Source organism: Streptococcus sp. F2 (genome assembly GCF_056500955.1).
Genome location: NZ_JBWKAI010000011.1, coordinates 1 through 26,616, shown reverse-complemented (window position 1 = coordinate 26,616; position 26,616 = coordinate 1). Strand labels below are relative to the sequence as shown.

Sequence of the window (26,616 nt, the reverse complement as noted above, 5' to 3'; positions counted from 1 at the left end):
AAATAGATGAAGGAAACAAGAAATACGATATCAAAAGAAAAACGACGTTCACTTCTTAAACGGCTGAGAGAGAGGGTTGCCCCGAAGAGGGGTTTGCTTTATGTATCAGCATTTTTAGCTTGGTTACAATTTTTAATGAGGGTTATCAGTTTTTACTTTATCGCCAAAACATTTGCAGCCTTTTGGGTCGGACAAGCTGTTGCTTTGGGCTCGCTAGTAGGTTGGTTATTACTTTTAAACATGACCGGCTTCGCCCTTGCTCTACTGGCCAAACGATTGCAAGGAATCGCTTCACAATTTGCTAGAGATTCGTTGAAACAATCCTTTTTTGAGGCATTTGTGGCGTTAGACGGGCAATTTGATGCCAATGCTAGCAGTGCAGATATTTTGACGCTGGCTTCACAAGGGATTGATAGTCTCGATACTTATTATGCTTACTATCTGTCTTTATCAATGAGAACTAAGTGGAATTGTAGTACGGTTATGCTACTGGTTTGTTTGATTTATCCTTTGGCAGGAGTGGTCTTCCTATTGACTTTACCTCTGATTCCTCTATCGATTGTAGCCATGCAAAAGCGGTCTAAGCAAATTATGAGCCAGTACTGGTCTTCTTATATGGATGTGGGAAACTTGTTTATGGATGATCTTAAGGGCCTTAATACCCTCTATTCTTATCAGGTAGCGGAACGCTATGAACGTGCATTTACAACGAAGGCAGAGCAATTTCGAAAAGCGACCATGTCCCTGCTCGGTTTTCAATTACAGGCCGTTGGTTATATGGATGCGGTGATGTATCTCGGCATTGGTTTATCAGGCTTTTTAGCTGTTCAAGCTTTAGCAGTTGGGAGTCTTTCACTTTTTCACTTTTTGTTCTTTCTTTTAATCGCAACAGAATTTTTTGCTCCTATTCGTGAGCAAGGGTATGGCATGCATTTGGTGATGATGACGACTAAGATGGCTGATCGCATCTTTACTTTTTTAGATAGTGTTCCAGAAAGAAAAGATAACCAGACAAAAGACTTAGGAGTGTTTAGTCAGATTACTATCAAGGACTTGACCTTGGCATATGGGGAAAAAGTAGTGCTCGATACTATTTCCCTGAGGTTAACCCAAGGGCAGTTAACAGCGATTGCAGGCGTTTCCGGACAAGGGAAAACTAGCCTTGCTCAGTTGCTTTTGAAGCGGCAGCAGGCTACAAGTGGGCACATTCTTTTTGATGATGTCAACAGTAAAGAGGTATCAATGGACAGCCTTAATCAACAGGTGCTTTATGTATCAGACCAATCTACCCTGTTGAATCGAAGTATTTATGACAATTTAACATTGGCAGCGAACCTGTCTAAAAAAGAAGTGCTGGAATGGATTGATCAACACGGTTTATTGACGTTTATTAATTGGTTGCCTGATGGTCTTGATACACTGGTTGGTGAAAACGGCAATCTGTTGTCACCTGGACAAAGGCAGCAAGTTATTTGTGCCAGGGCTCTGCTTAGCCAACGCTCTCTTTATATTTTTGACGAAGCAACCTCTAGCCTAGATGCTGAGAATGAACGGATTATTGATGGTTTGATTGAGCAGCTCGCTAAGAAGGCAATAGTCATTGTGATTACGCATAAAATGTCACGTCTGAAAAGGGCTGATCAAGTGCTCTTTTTAAGTTCAGAACAGCCAGCTTGTTTAGGAAACCCTCAGGAGCTCTATCGTCATCAACCTTCTTATCGTCAACTCGTTGATACTCAAGAAAGATTGGAGGAATGTCTTTATGGCTAAACAGGTGCCATCTACTATGACCTTGGTTGGACGTTTGTTACGTCTGATGAAGGCTTTACTTCCTTGGATTGCCTTGGCGGTAACCTTTGCTGTTACAGGTTTTATCATTACTGTTAGTATTCCAACAGGACTGGCTTATTTGGGTTTGTTAGCCATCAAGCAACAACCGATTCCTATAGGCCTTTTATACCTTTTGCTTAGTTTGGCTATTTTACGAGGATTAGCCCGGTACGGGGAACATTATTTTGGTCATTTTGTTGCCTTCCATAGCCTGGCTGCTTTTCGGAATATGATTTTCAAGAAATTACGAGCCTTATCTCCGGCCCATCTCGATCACCAAGATAGTGGGCATCTGCTTAAAATGATTGGGGAAGATATTGAGGCCTTGGAAGTCTTCTTTGCTCATACTATTGCTCCTGTTTGCACAGCTTTAGTATCAGCAGGCCTGATGTTTTTCTTTTTTTGGCAGATGAGTTGGAAACTAGCCATCTTAGCGATGTTGACCTATGCCTGTCTGGCTATTTTTATTCCAATTTATTTTGCTAAGCTCTTACAGCTTCTGTTGGCAAACCAAAATGAAGGACGAAAGGCTTATCTTTCTTATTTCTTGGAAAGTTTACGGGCGGTCAAAGACTTATTGCAGTTCCAAGTATTGGAAGAGCAGTTTGACCAATTAACTGAAAAAAGTAAGCTGGTCAATGCCCTTGATCGTAAGGTGGCGCAGGCACAATTCTTACAGATGGCCTTAACCTTTTTCTGGCTTGGGCTCACCATTTTAAGTTTTGCCTATTTGGTGTTTGAGGGAATCCACCAAGGGGACCTGTCCTTTGAGAGTGGGTTGCTATCTTTTGTAGCTTTTACGGCTTCTTTTGCGCCCTTTTTAGAATTAGGCCGCTTACCTTTAGGATTTAAGCGAGCCATGAATGCAGCTAGAAACTTCTTTGGGCTTTTAGATCAAAGAGTTGTGGTGGATGAGGGGACAGAGGAAGTAGCAGAGATAACTCAAATTGCCTTTGAAGATGTTAGTTTCGCCTACCCTCAGCGTCAAGAACAGATTTTTAAGCACTTATCGGTTGCTTTTTCGGGAAAAGGTATTATCGGCATTCAAGGAGAGTCTGGATCTGGAAAGTCCACCTTGGTGAAACTCATCATGAAATGGTATAATTGGGAGGCTGGAAATATTTTTCTAGATGATGTGGACAGTCGGTTGCTAAGTGCAGCTAAATTGCAGGCTAATATTGCCTACGTTCCCCAAACCGCGCAGCTATTCCAACAGACGATTCGTGAAAATTTGACCTTTGGTCAAGCAGCTATTTCAGATGAGGAAATTTGGGATCTGGCTGAGGTTTGTGGTATGAAAGAACGTCTTCTGGCTTGCGAACAGGGCTTGGACACGGCGATCACGAGTACGACAGATTTCTCAGCTGGTGAAGGTCAGCGACTAGAATTAATGCGAGCCCTCTTGAAACATGCCAGCTGTTATATTTTTGATGAACCAACCTCTCATCTAGATTCTCTAAATGAAGCTATATTCATTGATTTAATCAAGAAACATTGTCAAGGAATGGTCTTTTTGATTTCGCACAGGTCTTCAACCTTGGCTTGTGTTGATCAATTATACGACATGAAAAACGGTACCCTAACAGAGGTGAAAGAACGATGAAACAATTAACCATTAAAGATATTATGACAACGGGCGCTTTTGCCGCTCTCTACTTTATTTGTGTCGGCCTAGGCACCTTGATTGGTCTCTTTTTTGACCGTTCGGGAAACATGTTATACGCCCCGGCCTTTGCAGCTCTACTGGGAGGGACAGTTTATTTCCTCCTAATTGCTAAATTACAAAAATTTGGTCCAGTAACTCTATTGGGACTTGTGATGGGCGGCTTTTTCTTTCTCAGTGGGCATTTTTTTGCGGCCATGTTTCCTAGTCTCATCTTTGGTTTCTTGGCAGATGTCATCGCATCTCTAGGAAAGTACAAATCCAAAGTTCTTAACAATTTGTCCTACCTTGTATTTGCCTTTGTTAATAGTGGTCCTATTCTGTTGATGTGGTTGTTGAAAGATGCTTATGTGAAAAGCTTGTTAGCGCGTGGTAAGGACATGACCTATATCAATCGTGTCATGTACGACTTTAGCTTTGGGCATGTCACTTGGTTCCTAGGGACAGTTCTCGTGGGAGCGTTACTTGGGTCAGCATTTGCCCATTATTTGTTGCGAAAACACTTTATGAAATCAGGATTGTTGTCATGAGGCTTGACGTCCGTACAAAGTTATTGCTGTTAGTATTAGCCAATGTTTGCTTCTTTTTTCGTATTAAAGGTTGGCTGGAACTAATGGTAGTAGCAGGTTTATTAGCTCTTTTATATGGCTTGGGCAAGAGAGTCTTATCTCTCAAAATGGGGCTCATTTACCTCTCGCTGCTTGCTTTATCTCTTGCGCCATTATCAGCTTTACCATCCTATTTTTACCATTTATTAAGTTTTGTGCCCGTTGTGGGGAAGTTGATTTACCCCTCTCTGTTGGCAGCTTTGATTGTGATTAAGACGACAACGATTTATGAGCTGGTACACGGCTTACGCAAATGGCGTCTTCCTGAGGTTTGGTTATTGACCTTTGCTGTTATGTTTCGTTTTTTGCCAATCATCAAGCAAGAAATACGCGTGATTCATCAATCTTTAAAAATTAGAGGAATTTTTTTGGATAAATGGGCAGTGTTGACTAAACCAAGACATTATTTGGAGTATGTGTTGGTGCCTTTACTGTTATCTTTACTAAGGAGTAGCCAAGACCTTACGATAGCCAGTTTAACCAAAGGATTGGCGGTCAAAAGAGGTGCCAGCGAATGCTTTATCTCACGCCTAACATGGCAAGATTGGGGGGTACAATTTTGGATTATCATCACCATCACCATCATGGTCTTCCAATAATAACAGCTAAAAATCTGAAGTTCGCTTACCAACAAAGTGACAAGGTAGCCTGTCAAGTGAGTCACCAGGAGGTGACTGCTGGTCAGTTGATTGTTCTTTGTGGTCCTTCAGGGTCTGGCAAGTCTACCTTTTTAAAATTGCTCAACGGCCTGATTCCTGATTATTATACTGGAGAATTGCAGGGCAGTTTAAAGGTTGCTGATTGCCAAGCAGGCATAGATAGTGTTGAAATATTTTCCAGATCTGTGGCCTCCGTTTTTCAAAATCCTGCTAGCCAATTTTTCTATCGCGAAGTTCAGCACGAATTGGTCTTTCCGTGTGAAAATCAAGGGCTTGATCCCAATCTGATAATGGAACGTTTGAAGACTTTGGCTCAAGATTTTGACGTTCAAGATGTGTTAACTCGCGATATGTTTCATCTCTCTGGCGGTCAAAAGCAACGGGTTGCTATTGCTACCGCCATCATGCAAGGTACAGAGATTATGGTGTTTGATGAGCCAACTGCCAACTTGGACCAAGCAGGTATAGAAGCTGTCAAAACCTACCTGTGTCAGCTAAAGGCAGCCGGAAAGACCATCATTGTAGCAGAACACCGCTTGCATTACTTGACAGATCTGGCCGATGCTTATTTCTATTTTAGTCAAGGACGTTTGACTAAAACACTGACAAGCGAGGAGTTACTGGTCCTGTCCGACCCAGATCGTCAAGCCATGGGCTTGCGCAGTTTGGACCTCTCTGATGTCATTCCTGTTCTAATAGAAAAAAGGAGCAGTCAGCACTATAGCGACAAGGATGACCTTTGTATTCACAATTTAACTGTCCGAGCTGGCTCTAAACGCCTCCGACAGATTGACAAGCTTAGTTTTGCAGCAGGAAAAATTTCAGGTATTACCGGACCAAATGGTTTAGGGAAGTCCCAGTTAGTTGCTTACTTGGCAGGTGTTTTGGAAGATCCGAATGCTCAAATCAGTTTTCAGCATCAAGTGCTGACAGCTAAAGGACGATTAGCCAAAACAAGTCTTGTCTTACAAGATGTCAGTCTACAATTGTTTGCGGAGTCTGTTTTGAAAGAAGTCAATCTGGGACATGACAAGCATCCTATGACGGAAGCAGTGCTTGAACAATTAGCCCTAGCCCATTTGGTTGATCGTCACCCTGCCAGTCTATCAGGGGGCGAGCAACAACGGGTTATGATTGCAGCTAGTCTGTTGTCCGATAAAGAGATTTTTATCTTTGATGAGCCAAGTAGTGGACTTGATGTGTTGCAGATGCACGCCCTGGCTAAGCTTCTTAAAGAACTAAAAAGCCAAAACAAGGTGGTTATTGTGATATCACATGATGAAGAACTTTTGAGTCTGGTCTGTGACAGCATTTATCAACTAACCCCTTGAGCAGAGGTAAAAACTTCTTGAATGGTCAAGAGGCTTTTATCTGAAAATAAGTTGAAACTCTTGTATAATAGATACAAGAGTTTTTGTGAAGGGAATAAAAATGCTATTAACAGCTCCGATTGCTCACTTAAAAGGTCTAGGACCCAAGTCAGCAGAAAAATTTCAAAAATTAGGTATTTATCAGATAGAAGACCTTTTGCTCTACTATCCTTTTCGTTATGAAGATTTTAAGAGCAAGTCGGTGTTAGAGTTGTTAGATGGTGAAAAAGCCGTTATCACAGGAACCCTTGTGACCCCGCCGAATGTACAATATTACGGGTTCAAACGAAACCGGCTGACCTTTAAAATCAAACAAGGAGAAGTGGTGATAGGGGTCAGTTTTTTCAACCAACCCTATTTACAGGATAAATTAACGCTGGGCAATGAAGTTGCTATTTTTGGAAAATGGGACCAGAAAAAAACAGCTCTAACAGGTATGAAATTGCTGATGACTGTGGAGGATGACTTGCAGCCAGTTTATCATGTAGCTCAGGGAGTCAGTCAAACAGCACTCATTAAAGCCATTAAGGCAGCTTTTGATAGTGGTGCTTTAGACGAATTGAAAGAGAATATCCCAGATAGTCTTCTTGAGAAATATCGATTAATGCCAAGGCAAGAAGCAGTTTATGCCATGCATTTTCCTAAAACCCTGAGTGACTATAAGCAGGCGTTGAGGCGTATTAAGTTCGAAGAACTCTTTTATTTTCAACTGCGGCTGCAAGTCTTGAAACAAGCCAATAGGTCAGAAAACAGTGGATTAGCCATCGCATTTGATCAGGAAAAGATAAATCATCAAATTGCTGCTCTGCCATTTTCTTTAACTCAAGCGCAGAAACGTAGTTTACAGGAAATTTTGAGGGATATGCGTTCAGGTGCCCATATGAATCGGCTATTGCAAGGGGATGTTGGTTCTGGGAAAACAGTTATTGCTAGCCTTGCCATGTATGCGGCTTATACAGCAGGGCTTCAATCGGCACTCATGGTACCAACAGAAATTCTGGCTGAGCAGCATTATGATAGTCTAATCAAGCTTTTTCCCAACCTCTCTATTGCCATTCTGACGTCAGGTATGAAGGCTCCTGAAAAACGGACGGCTTTAGCGGCCATTGCAGATGGGTCAGTGGATATGATTGTGGGGACCCACGCGCTCATTCAAGATGCTGTTCAATATCACAAATTAGGGCTTGTTATCACAGATGAGCAACACCGATTTGGAGTGAAACAACGCCGTATTTTCCGCGAAAAAGGTGATAATCCAGATGTGCTCATGATGACGGCAACCCCTATTCCAAGGACATTAGCTATTACAGCTTATGGGGAAATGGATGTTTCTATTATTGATGAGTTACCAGCTGGTCGAAAACCTATTGTCACTCGTTGGGTTAAGCACCAACAATTGGACACCGTTTTGGCTTGGATGAAAACGGAACTGGAGCAAGGGGCACAAGCCTATGTGATTTCGCCTTTGATTGAGGAATCTGAAGCTTTGGACCTTAAAAATGCTGTGGCTTTGGAAGCTGAATTAAAAGCTTATTTTAAAGCATCAGCCCGTATAGCCCTTATGCATGGTAAGATGAAGGCAAATGAAAAAGAAGCTATTATGCAGGCTTTCAAGGCTCAAGAGATTGATCTCTTGGTGTCAACAACAGTCATTGAAGTCGGTGTCAATGTTCCCAATGCTAGTATCATGGTCATCATGGATGCGGACCGTTTTGGACTTAGTCAACTGCATCAGCTACGTGGCCGTGTCGGACGTGGTCACAAGCAGTCCTACGCAATTCTAGTGGCTAATCCTAAAACGGAATCAGGTAAGGAACGCATGACCATTATGACAACAACCAATGATGGTTTTGTTCTTGCTGAGGCAGATCTCAAAATGAGGGGCGCTGGCGAAATATTTGGAACCCGCCAATCAGGTCTTCCCGAATTTAAAACCGCAGATATTGTAGAGGACTACGCTATTCTGGAAGAAGCTCGCAAAGTAGCGACGATGATTACCTCAGAACCTCACTGGGAGCAACAAAAAGAATGGCAGATGGTGCTGAATTATCTTGACACGACGGCAGACTTTGATTAAGGAACGGGGGTCATTGATTATTTAGGGATACTCGCCTTTACCTTTTCCAAAAGTGTGAGTTGAAGTAACTAATGAGAAATGCTCTTTTTGATATAATATGAGCATCATGGGACGAAGGAGACATCAAATGGAGTTACAAAAAATTGGTCAAACGGACTGTCAAGGCTCACGTATTGCACTTGGCTGTATGCGTCTAGCAGCCTTAGACCTCGCCTCTGCTAAAGAGGTCTTAAAAACGGCAGTGGATACGGGTATGACCTTTATTGATCATGCGGATATTTATGGTGGAGGCCAATCTGAAGTTCGCTTTAGAGACGCTACCAAAGCCTTGGGGTTATCCCGTGATCAGTTTATCTTGCAGACCAAATGCGGTATTCGTGATGGCTATTTTGATTTTTCTAAAGAGCATATTCTGTCATCGGTCGATGCAAGTTTAGAAAGGTTGGGGACGGATTACGTGGACTTCCTTGTTCTTCATCGTCCAGATGTCTTGGTCGAGCCTGAGGAGGTGGCAGAAGCCTTCAGCCAACTTAAAAAAGCTGGTAAAGTGAAACACTTTGGAGTTAGTAATCAAAATCGTTTTCAAATGGAACTGCTACAAACCTATTTAGACGATCCTCTGGCAGTCAATCAATTGCAATTATCACCAGCCCATACTCCCTTATTTGATGCAGGGTTGAATGTGAACATGCGTAATCAAGCTGCTATAGACCGTGATAATGGAACTATCGAGTATTGTCGATTGAACCAAACCACCATACAAGCTTGGTCGCCTTTCCAAATCGATCTGGGAAAAGGTCTTTTCGCAGGTCATCCTGATTATGTCGCTTTAAATGCAACCCTTACTCACTTAGCGGACCATCACCAGGTTTCTGTGGAAGCCGTAGTGATTGCTTGGATTTTAAGACATCCTGCCAAGATGCAGGCTATTGTTGGGTCCATGAGCTCTGACAGGCTCAAAAAGATTTCAAAAGCTACCCAAATAGCACTTAGCCGTCAAGATTGGTATGCTATTTATCGAAGTGCAGGGAATGCCTTGCCTTAACGAAAAAAATTCCCGCTAAACCATTAGTGGGAATTTTTTTAATAGCTGGTTAGCCTTCAATATAATCTTTTAATGCTTGCCCGCTAAGCCCAGCATTGAGTGCGATTAAGAGTTTGAGGCGGGCCTTAGGTGCATTTAACTCTTTTACAAACATGACGCCAGCCTCTTGTAGCATGGCTCCGCCTCCTTGATAAGCATAAACTGGCTCCGCCATCCCATTGAAGCAACGAGAGACAAGAACGACTGGGATACCTAAAGCAATCAGACGTTTAATTTCAGTGACTGCTAGAGGGGGAACATTACCAGCTCCAAGAGCTTCGATGACTAACCCTTGAATGCGATCGGGTGTGAGGAGACTTAAAATACTCCCGTCTCCCATTCCTGCATAAGCTTTAACGATAGGAACCGTTCCAGAAATACTGCGAATATCAAAGCGAACCCGGGGTTCGGCAGCTTTAAAAAAGAGGAGGTCATTTTTCATAACCACTCCTAGTGGACCATGAGTTGGTGTTTGAAAGGTAGAAATGTTGGTGGTATGGGTCTTTGTGACGTATTTGGCAGCATGAATTTCATCATTCATAACCACTAGGACGCCCTTGCCTTTAGCTTTGTCACTACTTGCTACTCTAAGGGCAGTAAGGTAATTGTAAATCCCATCGCTCCCAATTTCATTTGAGGATCTCATGGCTCCTGTAATGACAATGGGCAAGTCGGCAGGCAAAGCCATAGTATCTAAGAAATAGGCTGTCTCTTCCAAAGTATCAGTTCCGTGGGTGATGACCACAGCATCTACATGCTCTGCCTTTTTTTGGATATAATGATAAATGCTTAGCATGTGATAAGGAGTAATGTGAGGACTTGGAAGGTTTAAAAAATCCACCACAGTAAGGTGAACGTCTTGGGTTGTTAAGCCAACTTGAGTCATAGGGTTCAGTTGATTGGGTGTGACTTTCCCAGAATCGTCAGCCTGCATGGAGATAGTTCCCCCAGTGTGTAAGACAAGGATTTCTTTCATTTAATTGGCATACTTCTTTCCGTTTTATGATATAATCTATTCTATCATAAACAGAAGAGAGAACAGAAGGTTTTGACAATAAAAGCAGTCTTTTTCGACATTGATGGGACCCTTCTCAATGATCGCAAAAATGTCCAAAAAACGACACAAAAAGCCATTCAACAGTTAAAAAAACAAGGCATTATGGTTGGTTTAGCAACTGGTCGTGGGCCTGGTTTTGTGCAGCCTTTCTTAGAAAATTTTGGACTTGATTTTGCTGTTGCTTATAATGGGCAATACATTTTGACCCGAGATAAGGTTCTCTACCAAAATCAACTACCCAAGTCCATGATTTATAAGATTATTCGGTATGCCAGCGATAAAAAAAGAGAGGTTTCTTTGGGGACCGCTTCTGGTTTAGCGGGGTCTCGCATTATTGACATGGGAACCAGCCAATTTGGGCAAGTGGTTAGTAGCATTGTGCCTAAAAGCTGGGTGAAGACGGTTGAGGGGAGTTTTAAGCATTTGGTTCGTAGAGTCAAACCTCAAAGTTTTAGCAACCTGGTGACCATTATGCGTGAGCCGATTTACCAGATTGTGCTAGTGGCATCAGCTGACGAAACCAGTAAGATTCAAGAAAAATTTCCTCACATCAAGATTACACGAAGTAGCCCTTATTCTTTAGATTTGATTTCGGTAGACCAATCCAAAATCAAGGGAATTGAGCGTCTAGGTCAGATGTTTGGATTTGAACTATCAGAGGTGATGGCCTTTGGTGACTCGGATAATGACTTGGAAATGTTATCAGGTGTTGGTGTTGGTGTCGCCATGGGGAATGCCGAAGCTGTGGTTAAAAGTGGTGCTCATTTTACCACCGCTTCAAATAATCATGATGGCATTTCTAAAGCTTTGGCTCACTATGGACTCATCCATTTTGATGTGGAAAAAAGCTTTAAGAGCCGTGATGAGAATTTTAATAAGGTTAAGGACTTCCATCGTTTGATGGATGGAGATACGATTGAGACACCAAGAAGTTACGCCTTGACAGAAGCAGGACATCGCGCTGATTTTAAGGTTGAAGAAATCGTGGAATTTCTCTATGCTGCTAGTAAGGGAGATAAGCAGCAGTTTACCCAATCTCTCCTCAATTTACATGGAGCCATTGATAAAGCTGCCAGTAAAGCTCAAGATAAAAAACGAACAGAGTCACCATTGGTGGGGCAAGTGGACGCCTTGGCGGATCTCCTCTATTTCACTTACGGTTCATTTGTCTTAATGGGGGTTGACCCTCAGCCTATTTTCGAGACGGTGCATGAAGCTAATATGGGTAAGATTTTTCCTGATGGGAAGGCTCATTTTGATCCTGTCACGCATAAAGTTCAAAAGCCTGATGACTGGGAAGAGCGTTATGCTCCTGAATCAGCGATAAAAAAAGAACTAGATAAACAGCTCCAAAAATCCTTGCAGCGGCTTGAAAAATAAATCGGATGGTTAAATGTCCTTCAATAGCATAATACTTGATAAATAAATGATAGGTATCATTAGTAAACAAAAAGCAGCGCCCATAGAGCGTTGCTTTTGACATGAAGGGAATAATTGACCTTCTTTTGATTATTTCATCTAAAACCTGATTGTAAGTTTTGTTTAAAGGGTTTTTGAGGTATCACGCACCACAAGCAAATCCACTTTGGTGTTACGCATGATGTACTCAGAAGATGAACCGATAAGGAGGCGTTCGAAGGTGTTGAGACCAGTAGCTCCGACCATGATTAAATCAATCTTTTCGCGTTCTGGAATATCATGAGCAAGTAAGGTTTTGGGATTGCCGAATTCAATAATTTGTTTGACGTTTTCGATACCCGCAGCTCGGGCTTGTTTCTCAAAGTCGCCTAAAACTTCTTTGGCGTCTTGCTCCAATCTTTCGTAGATATAGGTATCAAAAGTAGCAACACTTTGAAGTGCGCGTGTATCAATCACATGAGTCAAAAAGAGAGAAGCCCCATTGCGTAATGCAACGTTGACACCTTTGTTGAAGGCTAATTCAGACTCGTAGGAGCCATCGATAGCGACGAGGATACGTTCGTATTTTTGTGACATAACATTGCCCTCCTTTACCATTTGTCAAAACAATAACTTTTATTGTTACTCTTATTATACTCTTTTTTGCTTGATTATGAAAGCGGTTTAATGTTTTTCCTGAAAGAAAAAGGATTCCTTGTAACAAATGAGGTTACCAAAATACTAACCCCCTCCTACAAAGGCTTTTTGATATACGGGCCGGATAATTTGCTTTACTAATCGGTTATGTTATAAGGTCGTTTTTGAAGTTTTTAGACTGAAACTTCCCTATCTGATATCGGGACTTGGAATGGATAAATTCTTTCTATTTTACTTATTTTGGTTTATAATATGGGATACGAGGTAAATGAGACTATGAAAATTATTGAAAAATCATCAAAATTAGAACATGTCGCCTACGACATTCGAGGTCCTGTTTTAGACGAGGCCAACCGTATGATTGCTAACGGTGAAAAAATCCTTCGATTAAACACCGGTAACCCAGCGGCTTTTGGGTTTGAGGCTCCTGATGAGGTCATCCGAGATTTGATTGTCAATGCGAGGCTTAGTGAAGGGTATTCAGATAGCAAGGGTATTTTTTCTGCCCGCAAAGCCATTATGCAATATTGTCAGCTGAAAGGTTTCCCGGAGGTAGATATTGAGGATATTTATTTGGGAAATGGGGTGTCAGAATTAATTTCCATGTCATTACAAGCTCTGCTTGATGATGGGGATGAGGTGTTGGTTCCTATGCCAGATTACCCTCTATGGACAGCCTGTGTGAGTCTGGGTGGTGGCAAGGCTGTGCATTACTTGTGTGATGAAGAAGCGAATTGGTATCCTGACATTGCTGATATCAAATCAAAAATCACGAGTCGCACCAAAGCTATTGTGGTCATCAACCCTAACAATCCCACTGGTGCCCTTTACCCTAAAGAAGTCCTAGAAGATATTGTTGCCCTTGCAAGAGAGCACCAGCTGATTATTTTTGCCGATGAAATCTATGACCGATTGGTTATGGACGGAGAGGAGCATGCTGCCATTGCTAGTTTAGCGCCAGATGTATTTTGTGTATCCATGAATGGCTTATCAAAGTCCCATCGTATTGCTGGTTTCCGAGTAGGTTGGATGGTCTTATCTGGGCCAAAAGATCACGTGAAAGGCTATATCGAAGGATTGAACATGCTAGCGAATATGCGTCTCTGCTCCAATGTGTTGGCCCAACAGGTAGTGCAAACATCTCTAGGCGGTCGTCAGTCTGTTGATGAGCTCTTGTTGCCAGGTGGACGTATTTTTGAGCAACGTAATTTTATCCATGAAGCCATCAATGCGATTCCAGGATTATCTGCAGTCAAACCTAAAGCAGGTCTTTACCTTTTTCCTAAGATTGATCGTAATATGTATCGTATCGATGACGATGAAGAATTTGTGCTCCAATTATTAAAACAAGAAAAGGTGATGTTGGTTCATGGCCGAGGCTTCAACTGGAAGGACCCAGACCACTTCCGAATTGTGTACTTACCAACCGTGGAAGAATTAGAAGATGTTCAGGAAAAAATCACCCGCGTCTTACATCAGTACAAACGTTAATATATTTCTCATATCCACTTAATTAAAAAACACGAGGGATCACAATTGATGTGGTCTCTTTTGTGATTCCTACGACAGTAATGGCTTTTATAATGTGTGACACCAACTATCATTGATGTGGTCACTTTTATGAGATAAACGGAGAAAGTTACTACTATTACTTTGAATTGTCAAAAGAATAGATAATTTTCTGATAATTCCTTGCAAAAGTAGACTGGCTTTGTTATAATTGAAAAGCAAATAATTCGAAGGAAAAGGAAGAAAATGCCTAACTTATTAGAAAAAACTCGTAAAATTACGTCTATTCTACAGCGCTCTGTAGATAGCTTAGAGACAGAACTCCCATATAATACGATGGCGTCTCGCTTGGCAGATATTATTGACTGTAATGCCTGCATTATCAATGGCGGAGGAACCCTACTTGGTTATGCCATGAAATATAAAACCAACACAGACCGTGTTGAGGAATTTTTTGAAGCTAAGCAATTTCCAGATACTTATGTCAAAGCAGCTAGCCGTGTCTACGACACTGAGGCCAATCTTTCAGTGGAAAGTGAATTAACCATTTTTCCTGTGGAATCGAAAGACATCTATCCAGATGGTTTGACAACAATTGCACCGATTTATGGTGGAGGTATGCGTCTAGGATCTCTTATCATTTGGCGCAACGATAATGAGTTTAGTGATGAGGACCTCATCTTGGTTGAAATTTCAAGCACGGTTGTTGGGATTCAGCTGTTAAACCTTCAAACAGAAAACCTGGAAGAAACGATCCGCAAGCAAACTGCTGTCAACATGGCAATTAACACCCTATCTTATTCAGAAATGAAGGCTGTTGCAGCTATTCTTGGTGAATTGGATGGTAACGAAGGCCGTTTAACAGCTTCTGTCATTGCTGACCGTATTGGCATTACACGATCTGTGATCGTCAATGCCCTTCGTAAATTGGAAAGTGCTGGTATTATTGAAAGTCGCTCTCTCGGCATGAAGGGAACCTACCTCAAGGTTATTAATGAGGGTATTTTTGATAAATTGAAAGAATTTTAAACCGGAAACATCTCTTTTTAAGAGGTGTTTTTTGGTATCTTTTTTAGGTTGAGTTAGTTGTCTTGATACCTGTAAAGAAAGTTGTTACAATTGAGAGCAATAGAGGAGACGAGGGGAGACTTCCCCTGCTTAGGAGATACAGATGAGAGCATTGATTTCAATTGACTACACAAACGATTTTGTCGCAGATGATGGGAAGTTGAGCGCAGGAAAAGCTGCCCAAGCTATTGCGTCAACCATAGCTGAGGTGACCGAAAAAGCATTTGAGCGAGGGGTCTATATTTTCTTTGCTATTGATTGTCATGATGAGAACGATCCATGGCACCCAGAAAGCAAACTTTTCCCCCCTCATAATCTTAAGGGAAGTAAAGGGCGTGACCTTTATGGTCCTTTGGACAAAGTCTATCAACAGATAAAACAAGACCCTAAAGTATTCTGGTTAGATAAGCGCCACTATTCTGCTTTTTCGGGGACAGATTTGGATATTCGGCTACGAGAACGTGGTGTTAATACAGTAGTCTTAACAGGAGTCCTAACCGATATCTGTGTCTTGCATACTGCCATTGACGCTTACAATTTAGGTTACAAGCTGGAGGTTGTTCGTTCAGCAGTTGCGAGTATATCAGATCAATCACACCAGTGGGCCTTGGCTCATTTTGAACAGGTTTTGGGCGCGACCATTCTTGAGTAACAACAAAAGGAGGCATCAGACGATGTCTCCTTTTTAGTGGCTGCTAAATGACGTTTGGACGATAATCTATTTTTTGACAATGAGTTGAATGGCTTGATTGAGGCGTTCTTCTTGTAAAACAGGATCTGTTTCCGGCTCCTCAATAAGTTGGGCTATTTTCTCGCCTATGACCAATCCCATTGTGCTATTGATACTTGATCGAATAGCAGTTAGCTGTGTGATAATATCAAAACAGGCTTGTTCTTCTTCAATCATTTTTTGAACCCCACGTAATTGCCCCTCTGTCCGTTTAAGGCGATTAAGGATGTCTTTTTTCTCTCTTTTCATGGCTTACCTCATTTCTGATTTTTCATTATACTGGTCCTTGTTCCCTTTGTCAACTATGAGGAAGTGCTTTTGCTATTCACTCTGGTGTTGTTTTTGAAGGAGATTGGAAGACTTCAGAATTCGCTATTTTCAAACTTTTTGATTGACTTTCAAAAGTCTACGTGTTATTCTTTTTTATACCCCGTGGGGTATAAAAAAGAAAGGTCTTTTTCATGATCTCTAAACTATTAGCACGCATTTTTTCAAGAATACCTAGTATTTCAGTAGAAATGTTAGTTGAGCTGCTCAAACAGGACAAACTACAGCTCGTGGATGTTCGAACACGAAAAGAATATCAAAGTGGTCACATTCGACAAGCTACCAACACTCCTCTGTCTGATTTAGCACAATTTCGAGGGGATAAACAGGAACCTCTCTATGTGATTTGTCAATCAGGTATGCGAAGTAAAAGGGCCTGCCGATTTCTTGCGAATCAGGGGTATCAAATGGTTGATGTTAAAGGTGGCATGTCGCATTGGACTGATGACACTTTGTTAGTGAAAAAGAAATAAAGAATAAGGAGAAACAATGAAGGTACTTATTATCGGTGGTGTTGCTGGTGGCATGTCAGCAGCTACTCGTTTAAGACGATTAAGGGAAGATGCAGAAATTATTGTGATTGATAAAGGGCCTTATGTCTCGTTTGCAAACTGTGGCTTACCTTTCTATGTATCTGGTGAAATCGCTGAGCGTCATCAATTATTGGTGCAGACGCCTGAACGTCTAAAAGCTCGATTTAATTTGGACGTTCGACCTGAGACAGAAGCTTTGCATATTGATCCAATCAATAAGATGGTTACCCTTGAACATGATGGCAAGAGCTACCAAGAAAGTTATGATAAATTAATTCTCTCACCAGGGGCCAAACCCTTTATTCCCAATATTGATGGTCTGTCGGATGCTCAAAATGTCTTTACCTTAAGAAATATCCCGGACTTAGATAAGATTATGGCAGTTGTTCAACAGCAACAAGTTGGGAAAGCCACTGTAGTAGGGGCTGGTTTTATTGGTCTTGAGATGGCAGAAGCCCTTGTTAAAAAAGGTTACGACGTCACTATTGTTGAAAAAGCTGATCATGTTTTACCTCCTCTGGATGAAGAAATGGCGAGCTTTATTCAAAAAGAGTTGCAGAAGCAAGGGGTGACAGTTATCGCAGGACAATCTCTAACAGCCATGGAAGAAGCAGGTAGAAAGCTTGTTTTGGAAGACGGAACACGTTTAGAGACCTCACTGACTATTTTGTCCGTGGGAGTGCGACCAGAGTCACTTTTAGCCAAAGAAGCTGGATTGGCTTTGGGATTACGTGGCGGTATTTTAGTTGATGCTTCTTATCAAACCAGTCAACCTGGTATTTATGCAGTAGGTGATGCCATTGTAGTGAAGCAAGAATTAACAGGTCAAGATGCCTTAATCGCTCTAGCTAGTCCAGCTAACCGTCAAGGACGTCAGGTAGCTGATGTCATCGCTGGCCTTCCTCGAAAGAACAAAGGCAGTTTAGGAACTGCTATTGTGCGTGTCTTTGATCTAACTGCGGCTACAACGGGTCTAGGAGAAAAGGCGGCTAGGGATGCTTTTCAAGATGTAGCTGTTGTGCATGTGACAGGAAATGATCATGCTTCCTATTATCCAGGAGCTAGTTCAATGACCCTTAAATTAATCTTTAGTCAAACTGACGGGCGTATTTACGGGGCTCAAGCGGTTGGGGCTAAAGGAGTGGACAAACGGATTGATATTCTAGCGACAGTTATTAAAGCCGGATTAAGCATCGCTGATTTGCCGGAACTAGAGTTAACCTACGCTCCACCATTTGGTTCAGCAAAAGACCCTGTCAACATGCTAGGGTACGCTGCCTTGAATGTACTGGAAGGCCTTAGCCAATCCGTTCAATGGTACCAATTGGAAGAAGAGTTGGCGAAAGGCAAACGTTTATTAGATGTTAGAACGGCAACGGAATACGCTGGAGGACATTTCGGTAATGGTATTAATGTTCCTTTAGATCAACTGCGTGGTCGTCTAGAAGAACTGGATAAGAGTGTTTCCTACATTGTGAGCTGTCATAGTGGCCTAAGGTCCTATTTAGCAGAGAGAATCTTGAAACAAAATGGTTTTGATGTGGTCAATCTGGATGGAGCTTATGCCCTATACCAATCGATTTACCCAGAAAGGATTAGTCATGATTAGAACAGAATCTATGTCGGCTTTAAAAGCAGCACGTCAGAAACATAACGTGGCCTTGATCGACGTTAGGGAAGTTGATGAATATACTTCAGGTCATGTTCCCGGTGCTCTTAATATGCCTTTGTCTAGCTTTGTTCACCATTATCAAGAACTTGATAACGGCAAAGAATACCACGTGATTTGCCAGTCAGGAGCACGTTCAGCTCAAGCGGTTGCCTTTTTAGAAAGCAAAGGCTACTCTGCTGTGTCAGTAGAGGGTGGAACTCAAGCTTGGGATGAGGCTCTCACCTTTTAGAAAGTTAGGTAATATAAATCGTTAAAAAAAGACCTAAAGAGGTCTTTTTTTGTGACTTGTTAGGGACTAGAAGGAAAAGGAATGGCCAGAAAGGGGATTGAAAAAGAAAAGTGATGACTTTTTTGCTTGAAAACGTTTTTAATATCGGATATAATGTATCATATATAATAAATAGTATATCACATATAAGAAAGGTTGTGATCTTATTCAACTAACTCAGCGGCAACAAGCTATTATAGCGATTGTCAAAAAAGAAGAGCCTATCACTGGGGAGCATATTGCAGACCTCCTTCAAGTTACTAGAGCAGCCTTACGATCGGATTTGGTTGTTCTGACCATGTTGGGCATTTTAGATGCTAAACCCAAAGTTGGCTATTTTTATCAGGGGGAAGGCGTCTTAGCGACAGCTCAAACCTCTATTAGAGATGTCAAAGTATCTGATGTCATGGGTATCCCGCTCACAGCTCATCAAGACGATTCGGTTTATGACGTGATTGTTAGCCTCTTTATGGAAGATAGTGGAGGGGTATTTGTTTTGGATAAGGACAATTACCTTTGTGGCTTGGTTTCTCGAAAAGACTTGCTCAAGGCGGCGATAGGAGGTAGCGACCTAACCAAGCTACCGATTGGTATGGTTATGACTCGTGTTCCTAATGTGACCACTGTTTTGGAGGATGCCTCAGTTAGTCAAGCAGCGGATTTACTGGTTAAACGAGAAGTTGATAGCTTACCCGTGGTTCGGTTAGATCCTGATTTTCCTGATAAAATGACCGTGGTAGGAAAGTTATCTAAAACCATTATTAGTCGTCTTTTTCTAGAATTGTAGGGATATTGAAGGAGGTTCTCATGGAAGACCAACTATCGATTTTTATTGTTTCTGACTCTTTAGGAGAAACGGCTAGAGCCTTAGCTAAGGCCTGTATTTACCAATTTCCCAATCATGACCACTGGGAATTTCGCCGCTTTTCCTATATTAATAGAGTCGACTTGCTTGATAAGGTTTTTGAAGAAGCTAGGCAAACAACAGCTTTTTTAATGTTTAGTTTGGTGGATGAAAAACTGGCAAGTTATGCTGAAAAACGATGCCAAGAAGAAGGATTCGTCTACGTTGATTTGTTAACAAACGTTATTAAGGCTATGGCTAGTATCTCGGGTGCTAAGCCGTTGGGAGAACCAGGAATCCTGCGGCGTTTGGACAATCATTACTTCAAACGTGTGGATGCGATTGAATTTGCAGTCAAATATGATGACGGCAAGGATCCGAGAGGGATTTTGAAAGCAGATGTGATTTTGCTGGGGGTGTCAAGGACATCTAAAACTCCTCTTAGCATGTACCTTGCCGACAAGCAATTAAAGGTGGTTAATATCCCTTTGGTGCCCGAAATTCCAATTCCTAAGGAATTGAGTCAGGTGTCTCCTAAGCGGATTATCGGATTGACCAACTCGCCTGAAAAACTCAATCATATTCGAAGCGAACGCTTAAAGGCACTTGGTGTCTCGGGCGCAGCTAATTATGCTAAAATGGACCGCATTTTGGAAGAATTGGATTATGCAGATGCAGTCATGAAATCTCTCAGTTGTCCGGTGATCAATGTCGCTCATAAGGCGATTGAGGAGACTGCAAGTATTATTTTAGAATTATTGACGTCAAATGGTGTAACTGTTGTTAAGGATTACGACAGGTAATAGGAGGCTTATCATGGAAAAGACATTTGTTTATCGGTTTGATCAAGGTCACAAAGACATGCGTGACTTACTGGGTGGTAAGGGAGCAAATTTGGCTGAAATGACAGCTATTGGCCTGCCTGTGCCGCAAGGGTTTACCATTACCACAGAAGCTTGCAATGATTATTATGAAAAAGACGGTCAGGTCAGCTCGCTGGTGTTAGACCAAATTGACCAGGCCTTGCTGGAATTGGAGAAGGTTCAGGGGAAGGTATTAGGCAGTGACGACAATCCACTTCTTGTCTCTGTTCGGTCGGGTGCTGTTTTTTCCATGCCTGGCATGATGGATACCATTTTAAACCTCGGATTAAATGATAAAAGTGTGCTTGGGCTGGCTTCAAGTACTCAAAATGAACGTTTTGCTTATGACAGTTACCGCCGTTTTATTCAAATGTTTTCGGACGTGGCTATGGAAATCCCTAAGTACAAATTTGAAGCGGTGCTTGATCGGATTAAAGAAGCTAAGGGCTATCAGAGTGATACCGATTTGACAACTGATGATCTCATGGCTATTGTTGCTGAATACAAATCCATCTACCAAAGTGAAATGGGGAAAGCATTTCCTCAGGATCCTAGGGAACAACTGTTATTGGCGATTAAAGCTGTTTTTCGGTCTTGGAATAACCCAAGGGCTCGTATTTATCGTCAGCTCAATGATATTTCAGATCAATTGGGAACAGCGGTGAATATCCAGTCCATGGTTTTCGGCAATATGGGAGCAGATAGTGGTACGGGAGTTGCCTTTACCCGTAATCCTGCCACAGGAGAGGCTGTTCTTTTTGGAGAATATTTGATCAATGCCCAGGGAGAAGATGTGGTGGCAGGCATTCGGACACCTCAAAGCATTGCCACTCTGGAAAAAGAGATGCCAGCTATTTATGACGAATTTATTGCTATCACTCAGCTTTTGGAAAAGCACTATCGTGATATGCAGGATGTGGAATTCACTATAGAGAAGGGCAAACTTTATATGCTGCAGACCCGTAATGGGAAACGCACTGCCAAAGCCGCTATCAAGATTGCCGTTGATTCGGTGAAAGAAGGGCTGATTAGCAAAGAAGAGGCTATTTTACGCATTGAGCCTAGTCAACTAGACCAGTTGCTCCATCCTACTTTTGACTCCAAAGCCTGTCAAGAAGCTCTTTGTCTAGCAAAAGGACTACCTGCCTCACCAGGAGCTGCTTCGGGCCGTGTTTATTTCCATGCAGAGGATGTGGTTGCTCATGCTAAACAAGGAGAACCTTGCCTTTTAGTACGGCAAGAAACATCTCCAGAAGATATTGAAGGGATGGTCAAGGCAACTGGTATTTTAACGGCTCGTGGGGGCATGACTTCTCACGCAGCAGTTGTTGCAAGAGGCATGGGGAAAACTTGTGTGGCCGGTTGCAGTCAATTACGGGTTAATGAAGCTGCAAAAACCATTGATGTGGATGGCAGACAGATTCACGAGGGAGACTATCTTTCTATTGATGGCAGCACCGGCAGAGTTTATCTGGGAGAACTAGCCATGACCTCCGTAACAGTTGATGACACCTACACCACCTTTATGAGCTGGGTTGATGAGGCGCGTGATATGCTGGTCAGAACCAATGCTGACAACCCTCGTGATGCCCAAAAAGCGATTGACTTTGGGGCAGAAGGCATTGGTTTGTGCCGCACCGAGCACATGTTCTTTGAGGAAGACAGGATTCCAGCTGTTCGTGAAATGATTTTGGCAGATGGTTTAGATGACCGTCTCAAAGCTCTGGACAAACTATTGCCTTTCCAACGTCAGGATTTTTATGAGATTTTTAAAGTATTGAATGGCAGAGCCTGTACCATTCGTCTCTTAGACCCACCGCTACATGAATTCTTGCCGCATGAGGAAAAAGCGGTTAAGGATTTGGCAGAGCAGATGGGTTATCCCTTAGATTATCTTCACAAACGCATTGCTGACTTGGAAGAATTTAACCCTATGCTGGGGCACCGTGGTTGTCGTTTAGCCATTACTTACCCCGAAATTTATCAAATGCAGGTTAAAGCCATTGCTCAAGGTGCAATCAAAGCCTTACAAGAAGGCTATGGAGTAACACCTGAAATCATGGTGCCGCTGATTAGCAGCGCTAAAGAGTTGGCTACCTTACGCCCCCTCATTGAGCAAACCATGCAAGAAGAACTGGCAGCTGCAGATCAAAAGTTGGCTTACACCATTGGGACGATGATTGAAATTCCAAGAGCTTGTGTGACAGCTGATGACATCGCTCAGTATGCGGATTTCTTCAGTTTCGGAACAAACGACCTAACACAAATGGGCTTTGGTTTTTCCCGAGACGATGCTGGAAAATTCTTGGGGGAATACGTTGACAGGGGTATTTTTGACAAGGATCCGTTCCAGACCTTTGATCAGAAAGGGATTGGCCGTCTCTTTAGTACAGCCGTTTCATTAGGCCGTTCGGTTAAGCCTGGGTTGAAACTTGGTATTTGTGGGGAACATGGTGGCGATCCTGCTTCCATTGCCTTTTGCCACAGCCGAGGCCTGACCTACGTTTCTTGTTCGCCATTTAGAGTGCCGCTTGCTCGCTTGGCGGCTGCTCAGGCTGCCATCAAAGCTTCAGGGCACAGTCTTATCCAAGACAAATAGAACTTAGTTTGTCATACTTCCTGACTAAGGTTTTCTGGTCTTGGTCAGGAAGTTTTTCGCTATATGGCTTTCTAGAATTGCATCGGTCACCTATGGTAAATGGGCGCAATTGTGATATAATAATTGAGACTATGTAAATATGATGTGAGGAGTTTTTCCGCTACCTTTGGAGAATAGCAGGGCTGTTCTTTGGAATTGGAATACTTCTGATCATCTTGGATGGGAGAAATCATGAAAATTTCTGAAGAAGAAGTTCGCCATGTCGCGAAGCTATCAAAATTATCATTCTCAGAAAGTGAGACAACAACCTTTGCAACGACCTTATCCAAAATCGTTGATATGGTTGAATTGCTGAACGAAGTTGACACCGAAGGTGTTGCCATTACAACAACCATGGCAGATAAGAAAAATGTGATGCGTCAAGATGTCGCTGAAGAAGGAACAGACCGTGCCTTGCTCTTTAAAAATGTTCCTGAAAAAGAAAATCACTTTATCAAGGTACCTGCTATTTTGGATGACGGAGGAGATGCCTAATGTCTTTTAATCATAAAACCATTGAAGAGTTGCATGACCTCCTTGTAGCTAAGGAGATTTCAGCAACAGAATTGACCCAAGCAACACTTGAAGACATCAAGTCTCGTGAGGAGGTTGTCGGATCGTTTATCACTGTTTCAGAAGAAGCTGCTCTTAAACAAGCTGCGGCAATTGATGCCAAAGGTATTGATGCTGACAACCTCATGTCAGGTATTCCACTAGCTGTTAAGGATAATATTTCAACCAAGGGAATCCTAACCACAGCCGCTTCAAAAATGTTGTATAACTACGAGCCGATTTTTGATGCTACATCAGTAGCTAATGCCTACGCTAAAGACATGATTGTTATTGGAAAAACCAACATGGACGAATTTGCCATGGGTGGTTCAACAGAAACGTCATATTTCAAGAAAACGAAAAATGCTTGGGACCACACAAAAGTACCTGGAGGTTCATCAGGTGGTTCGGCAACAGCAGTCGCTTCAGGACAAGTCCGTTTGTCTCTTGGTTCAGACACTGGAGGTTCTATTCGGCAGCCAGCTGCCTTTAATGGTGTTGTCGGTTTGAAGCCGACCTATGGTACTGTTTCTCGCTATGGTTTAATTGCTTTTGGAAGCTCACTTGATCAGATTGGACCTTTTGCTCCGACAGTCAAAGAAAACGCCCAATTATTAAATGTGATTGCAAGTAGCGATGTCAAGGATGCCACTTCAGCACCTGTTCGCATTGCAGACTACACATCTAAAATTGGTCGTGATATTAAAGGCATGAAGATTGCCCTTCCTAAAGAGTATCTTGGCGAAGGGATTGATCCTGAGATCAAGGAAACAGTTCTTGCGGCAGCTAAACAGTTTGAAGCCTTAGGAGCTACTGTTGAGGAAGTAAGCCTTCCACATAGCAAGTACGGCGTGGCTGTTTATTATATTATCGCTTCGTCAGAAGCGTCTTCAAACTTACAACGTTTTGATGGCATTCGCTATGGTTTCCGTGCTGACGATGCTAAAAACTTGGATGAAATCTATGTTAACACTCGTAGTCAAGGCTTTGGTGATGAGGTTAAACGTCGTATCATGCTTGGGACCTTTAGTTTGTCATCAGGTTATTATGACGCTTATTTCAAAAAGGCTGGTCAAGTGCGCACTTTGATTATTCAAGATTTTGACAAGGTCTTTGCGGATTATGATCTTATTCTAGGCCCAACAACACCGACGGTTGCTTTTGGCTTAGACACACTCAACCACGATCCTGTTGCCATGTATTTGGCCGACTTATTGACCATTCCGGTTAACTTGGCTGGTCTGCCAGGTATTTCTATTCCAGCAGGATTCGTCGATGGCTTGCCAGTAGGGCTTCAATTAATTGGTCCGAAATACGCTGAAGAAACCATCTATCAAGCAGCAGCAGCCTTTGAAGCGGTGACAGATTATCACAAGCAACAACCGATTATTTTTGGAGGTGACAAGCAATGAATTTTGAAACCATTATTGGGCTTGAAGTCCATGTGGAATTAAATACCAATTCCAAAATTTTCTCACCTTCGTCAGCTCACTTTGGTGAGGACCCAAATGCCAACACGAATGTGATTGATTGGTCTTTCCCAGGGGTTTTACCAGTCATGAACAAAGGCGTTATTGATGCGGGCATAAAAGCTGCGCTTGCCCTCAATATGGACATCCATAAAGAGATGCATTTCGACCGCAAAAATTATTTCTACCCAGATAATCCTAAAGCTTACCAAATTTCACAGTTTGACGAGCCGATTGGCTACAACGGATGGATTGAGATTAAATTGGAAGACGGCTCAACCAAGAAAATTCGTATTGAACGCGCACACTTGGAAGAAGATGCTGGTAAAAACACTCATGGCACAGATGGTTATTCTTATGTGGACCTTAACCGCCAAGGAGTTCCTTTGATTGAGATTGTGTCAGAAGCCGATATGCGTTCTCCTGAAGAAGCCTATGCTTATTTGACAGCTCTGAAAGAAATCATCCAGTATACGGGTATTTCTGATGTTAAGATGGAAGAAGGCTCCATGCGTGTGGATGCCAATATTTCTCTTCGTCCTTACGGGCAAGAACAATTTGGAACCAAGACTGAATTGAAAAACTTGAACTCCTTCTCAAATGTCCGTAAAGGGCTTGAATTTGAGGTGGAACGTCAAGCCAAACTCTTGCGTTCAGGTGGTGTGATACGCCAAGAAACGCGCCGCTATGACGAAGCGAATAAGGGGACTATTTTGATGCGGGTCAAAGAAGGGGCAGCGGACTATCGTTATTTCCCAGAACCAGACCTGCCATTATATGAGATTGATGATGCTTGGATTGACGAGATGCGTGCTCAATTACCTCAATTCCCAGCTCAGCGTCGTACTAAATACGAAGAGGAACTTGGCCTCTCAACTTATGATGCTAGCCAACTAACAGCTACCAAAGCCTTGTCAGATTTCTTTGAAACTGCAGTAAGTCTTGGTGGCGACGCCAAGCAAGTCTCTAACTGGTTGCAAGGGGAAGTTGCCCAATTCTTAAATGCAGAAGGCAAAACCATTGAAGAAATTAGATTGACGCCTGACAACTTAGTGGAAATGATTGCTATTATTGCTGATGGTACAATCTCTTCTAAAATTGCTAAGAAGGTCTTTGTTCATTTGGCTAAAAACGGTGGCTCAGCTCGCGCCTACGTCGAAAAGGCAGGGCTTGTTCAGATTTCTGATCCCGCTGTTTTGGTACCAATTATTCACCAAGTCTTTGCTGATAATGACGCTGCAGTAGCTGATTTCAAATCAGGTAAACGTAACGCAGACAAGGCCTTCACAGGCTTCTTGATGAAGGCAACCAAAGGTCAAGCCAACCCACAAGTCGCTCAACAATTATTAGCACAAGAACTCCAAAAACTGTTAGATTAGACTTTTTTGGATAGATTCTTAGTTTGTTAAAAGGCAGTCCCCCTGGAAGGTGGGCTGCTTTTTGTCTATTTGTTTTAGGCGGATTAGGACTGAAGTGGTGGAGTTGGTGACCTGCTATTCTTTTCAGTTCTGGAAATAGGAAAACTTGTAGGCTTGAACTATTCCCGTTGTTGTTTATCCCAATTATGATAAGGGTTTGCTGAACAGTAAAAAGAAAAATCGCCACGATAAAGTAGCGATTTTTCTCTTTTATGAGCCTCAAAAAACGTCAAAGCGTTATAATAGTTAGTGCAAATATCTCTATTAACGAGGTCTCACTATGCACATTATAACACAACTCAATCTCTTTGAAGACCAAGAA

Annotated in this window: 23 protein-coding genes; 20 read left to right on the top strand and 3 right to left on the bottom strand. The window is 42.3% G+C overall.

What is annotated here, in order from left to right; all coding sequences use genetic code 11:
- The first annotated feature begins 6 nt into the window (after nt 1–6).
- The 7 genes from ACYTR8_RS05060 (at nt 7) to ACYTR8_RS05030 (ending at nt 9,252) form a co-directional block, all read left to right on the top strand.
- Nucleotides 7–1,770, top strand: coding sequence for an ABC transporter ATP-binding protein/permease (locus ACYTR8_RS05060; protein WP_479641770.1), 1,764 nt, complete (start codon nt 7–9; stop codon nt 1,768–1,770).
- Complete coding sequence (locus tag ACYTR8_RS05055; protein WP_479641769.1) at nt 1,763–3,433, top strand: amino acid ABC transporter ATP-binding/permease protein; 1,671 nt, start codon at nt 1,763–1,765, stop codon at nt 3,431–3,433. The genes ACYTR8_RS05060 and ACYTR8_RS05055 overlap by 8 nt, the downstream gene beginning before the upstream one ends.
- A complete protein-coding gene (locus tag ACYTR8_RS05050) occupies nt 3,430–4,023 on the top strand; it encodes an MptD family putative ECF transporter S component (protein ID WP_111717521.1) in 594 nt (197 codons plus the stop codon). Before ACYTR8_RS05055 ends, ACYTR8_RS05050 begins: the two co-directional genes overlap by 4 nt.
- Nucleotides 4,020–4,700, top strand: a complete 681-nt coding sequence (locus ACYTR8_RS05045) for an energy-coupling factor transporter transmembrane component T (RefSeq protein WP_479641768.1) — start codon at nt 4,020–4,022, stop codon at nt 4,698–4,700. Before ACYTR8_RS05050 ends, ACYTR8_RS05045 begins: the two co-directional genes overlap by 4 nt.
- Nucleotides 4,637–6,091, top strand: a complete 1,455-nt coding sequence (locus ACYTR8_RS05040; protein ID WP_479641784.1) for an ABC transporter ATP-binding protein — start codon at nt 4,637–4,639, stop codon at nt 6,089–6,091. The genes ACYTR8_RS05045 and ACYTR8_RS05040 overlap by 64 nt, the downstream gene beginning before the upstream one ends.
- A gap of 100 nt (nt 6,092–6,191) precedes the next feature.
- Entirely contained in the window at nt 6,192–8,207 is a 2,016-nt protein-coding gene (gene recG, locus ACYTR8_RS05035) for an ATP-dependent DNA helicase RecG (protein ID WP_269760189.1), read from the top strand.
- Nucleotides 8,208–8,334: 127 nt separating this feature from the next.
- Nucleotides 8,335–9,252 (top strand): aldo/keto reductase, encoded by a 918-nt coding sequence (locus ACYTR8_RS05030; protein WP_479641767.1) that lies wholly within the window; start codon nt 8,335–8,337, stop codon nt 9,250–9,252.
- A 49-nt stretch (nt 9,253–9,301) separates the two neighbouring features.
- Here ACYTR8_RS05030 and ACYTR8_RS05025 read toward each other — a convergent pair whose 3' ends face one another.
- Nucleotides 9,302–10,267, bottom strand: coding sequence for an asparaginase (locus ACYTR8_RS05025; RefSeq protein ID WP_111717507.1), 966 nt, complete (start codon nt 10,265–10,267; stop codon nt 9,302–9,304).
- A 72-nt stretch (nt 10,268–10,339) separates the two neighbouring features.
- On the opposite strand from ACYTR8_RS05025, the gene ACYTR8_RS05020 reads away from it, so the two are divergent.
- Nucleotides 10,340–11,728, top strand: a complete 1,389-nt coding sequence (locus tag ACYTR8_RS05020; RefSeq protein ID WP_443597236.1) for a Cof-type HAD-IIB family hydrolase — start codon at nt 10,340–10,342, stop codon at nt 11,726–11,728.
- Between the two features lie 162 nt (nt 11,729–11,890).
- Here ACYTR8_RS05020 and ACYTR8_RS05015 read toward each other — a convergent pair whose 3' ends face one another.
- Nucleotides 11,891–12,343: a universal stress protein gene (locus tag ACYTR8_RS05015; RefSeq protein ID WP_269760187.1), complete on the bottom strand. Its 453-nt coding sequence runs from the start codon at nt 12,341–12,343 to the stop codon at nt 11,891–11,893.
- A 336-nt stretch (nt 12,344–12,679) separates the two neighbouring features.
- Here ACYTR8_RS05015 and ACYTR8_RS05010 point away from each other — a divergent pair, with 336 nt between their 5' ends.
- The 3 genes from ACYTR8_RS05010 (at nt 12,680) to ACYTR8_RS05000 (ending at nt 15,632) form a co-directional block, all read left to right on the top strand.
- On the top strand, nt 12,680–13,894 hold the full coding sequence (locus tag ACYTR8_RS05010) for a pyridoxal phosphate-dependent aminotransferase (protein ID WP_479641766.1): 1,215 nt from the start codon (nt 12,680–12,682) through the stop codon (nt 13,892–13,894).
- A 264-nt stretch (nt 13,895–14,158) separates the two neighbouring features.
- Complete coding sequence (codY, locus tag ACYTR8_RS05005; RefSeq protein ID WP_003053880.1) at nt 14,159–14,941, top strand: GTP-sensing pleiotropic transcriptional regulator CodY; 783 nt, start codon at nt 14,159–14,161, stop codon at nt 14,939–14,941.
- Between the two features lie 142 nt (nt 14,942–15,083).
- A complete protein-coding gene (locus tag ACYTR8_RS05000) occupies nt 15,084–15,632 on the top strand; it encodes a cysteine hydrolase family protein (RefSeq protein WP_111717495.1) in 549 nt (182 codons plus the stop codon).
- A 66-nt stretch (nt 15,633–15,698) separates the two neighbouring features.
- Here the strand turns inward: ACYTR8_RS05000 and ACYTR8_RS04995 are convergent, their stop codons facing one another.
- On the bottom strand, nt 15,699–15,959 hold the full coding sequence (locus tag ACYTR8_RS04995; protein ID WP_003053835.1) for a metal-sensitive transcriptional regulator: 261 nt from the start codon (nt 15,957–15,959) through the stop codon (nt 15,699–15,701).
- Between the two features lie 212 nt (nt 15,960–16,171).
- Here ACYTR8_RS04995 and ACYTR8_RS04990 point away from each other — a divergent pair, with 212 nt between their 5' ends.
- From ACYTR8_RS04990 to gatB, 9 genes are all read left to right on the top strand, one after another.
- Complete coding sequence (locus tag ACYTR8_RS04990; RefSeq protein ID WP_479641765.1) at nt 16,172–16,510, top strand: rhodanese-like domain-containing protein; 339 nt, start codon at nt 16,172–16,174, stop codon at nt 16,508–16,510.
- Between the two features lie 16 nt (nt 16,511–16,526).
- Nucleotides 16,527–18,179: an FAD-dependent oxidoreductase gene (locus ACYTR8_RS04985; RefSeq protein WP_479641764.1), complete on the top strand. Its 1,653-nt coding sequence runs from the start codon at nt 16,527–16,529 to the stop codon at nt 18,177–18,179.
- Entirely contained in the window at nt 18,172–18,471 is a 300-nt protein-coding gene (locus ACYTR8_RS04980; RefSeq protein WP_479641763.1) for a rhodanese-like domain-containing protein, read from the top strand. Before ACYTR8_RS04985 ends, ACYTR8_RS04980 begins: the two co-directional genes overlap by 8 nt.
- A gap of 205 nt (nt 18,472–18,676) precedes the next feature.
- A complete protein-coding gene (gene ccpN / locus ACYTR8_RS04975; RefSeq protein ID WP_111717489.1) occupies nt 18,677–19,297 on the top strand; it encodes a transcriptional regulator CcpN in 621 nt (206 codons plus the stop codon).
- Nucleotides 19,298–19,317: 20 nt separating this feature from the next.
- Nucleotides 19,318–20,157, top strand: coding sequence for a pyruvate, water dikinase regulatory protein (locus tag ACYTR8_RS04970; protein WP_111717487.1), 840 nt, complete (start codon nt 19,318–19,320; stop codon nt 20,155–20,157).
- Between the two features lie 13 nt (nt 20,158–20,170).
- Entirely contained in the window at nt 20,171–22,816 is a 2,646-nt protein-coding gene (gene ppdK, locus ACYTR8_RS04965) for a pyruvate, phosphate dikinase (protein ID WP_479641762.1), read from the top strand.
- Nucleotides 22,817–23,047: 231 nt separating this feature from the next.
- Entirely contained in the window at nt 23,048–23,350 is a 303-nt protein-coding gene (gene gatC / locus ACYTR8_RS04960; protein ID WP_002988561.1) for an Asp-tRNA(Asn)/Glu-tRNA(Gln) amidotransferase subunit GatC, read from the top strand.
- On the top strand, nt 23,350–24,819 hold the full coding sequence (gatA, locus tag ACYTR8_RS04955) for an Asp-tRNA(Asn)/Glu-tRNA(Gln) amidotransferase subunit GatA (RefSeq protein ID WP_479641761.1): 1,470 nt from the start codon (nt 23,350–23,352) through the stop codon (nt 24,817–24,819). Before gatC ends, gatA begins: the two co-directional genes overlap by 1 nt.
- Nucleotides 24,816–26,255: an Asp-tRNA(Asn)/Glu-tRNA(Gln) amidotransferase subunit GatB gene (gene gatB, locus ACYTR8_RS04950; RefSeq protein WP_479641760.1), complete on the top strand. Its 1,440-nt coding sequence runs from the start codon at nt 24,816–24,818 to the stop codon at nt 26,253–26,255. Before gatA ends, gatB begins: the two co-directional genes overlap by 4 nt.
- The last annotated feature ends 361 nt before the right edge of the window (nt 26,256–26,616 follow it).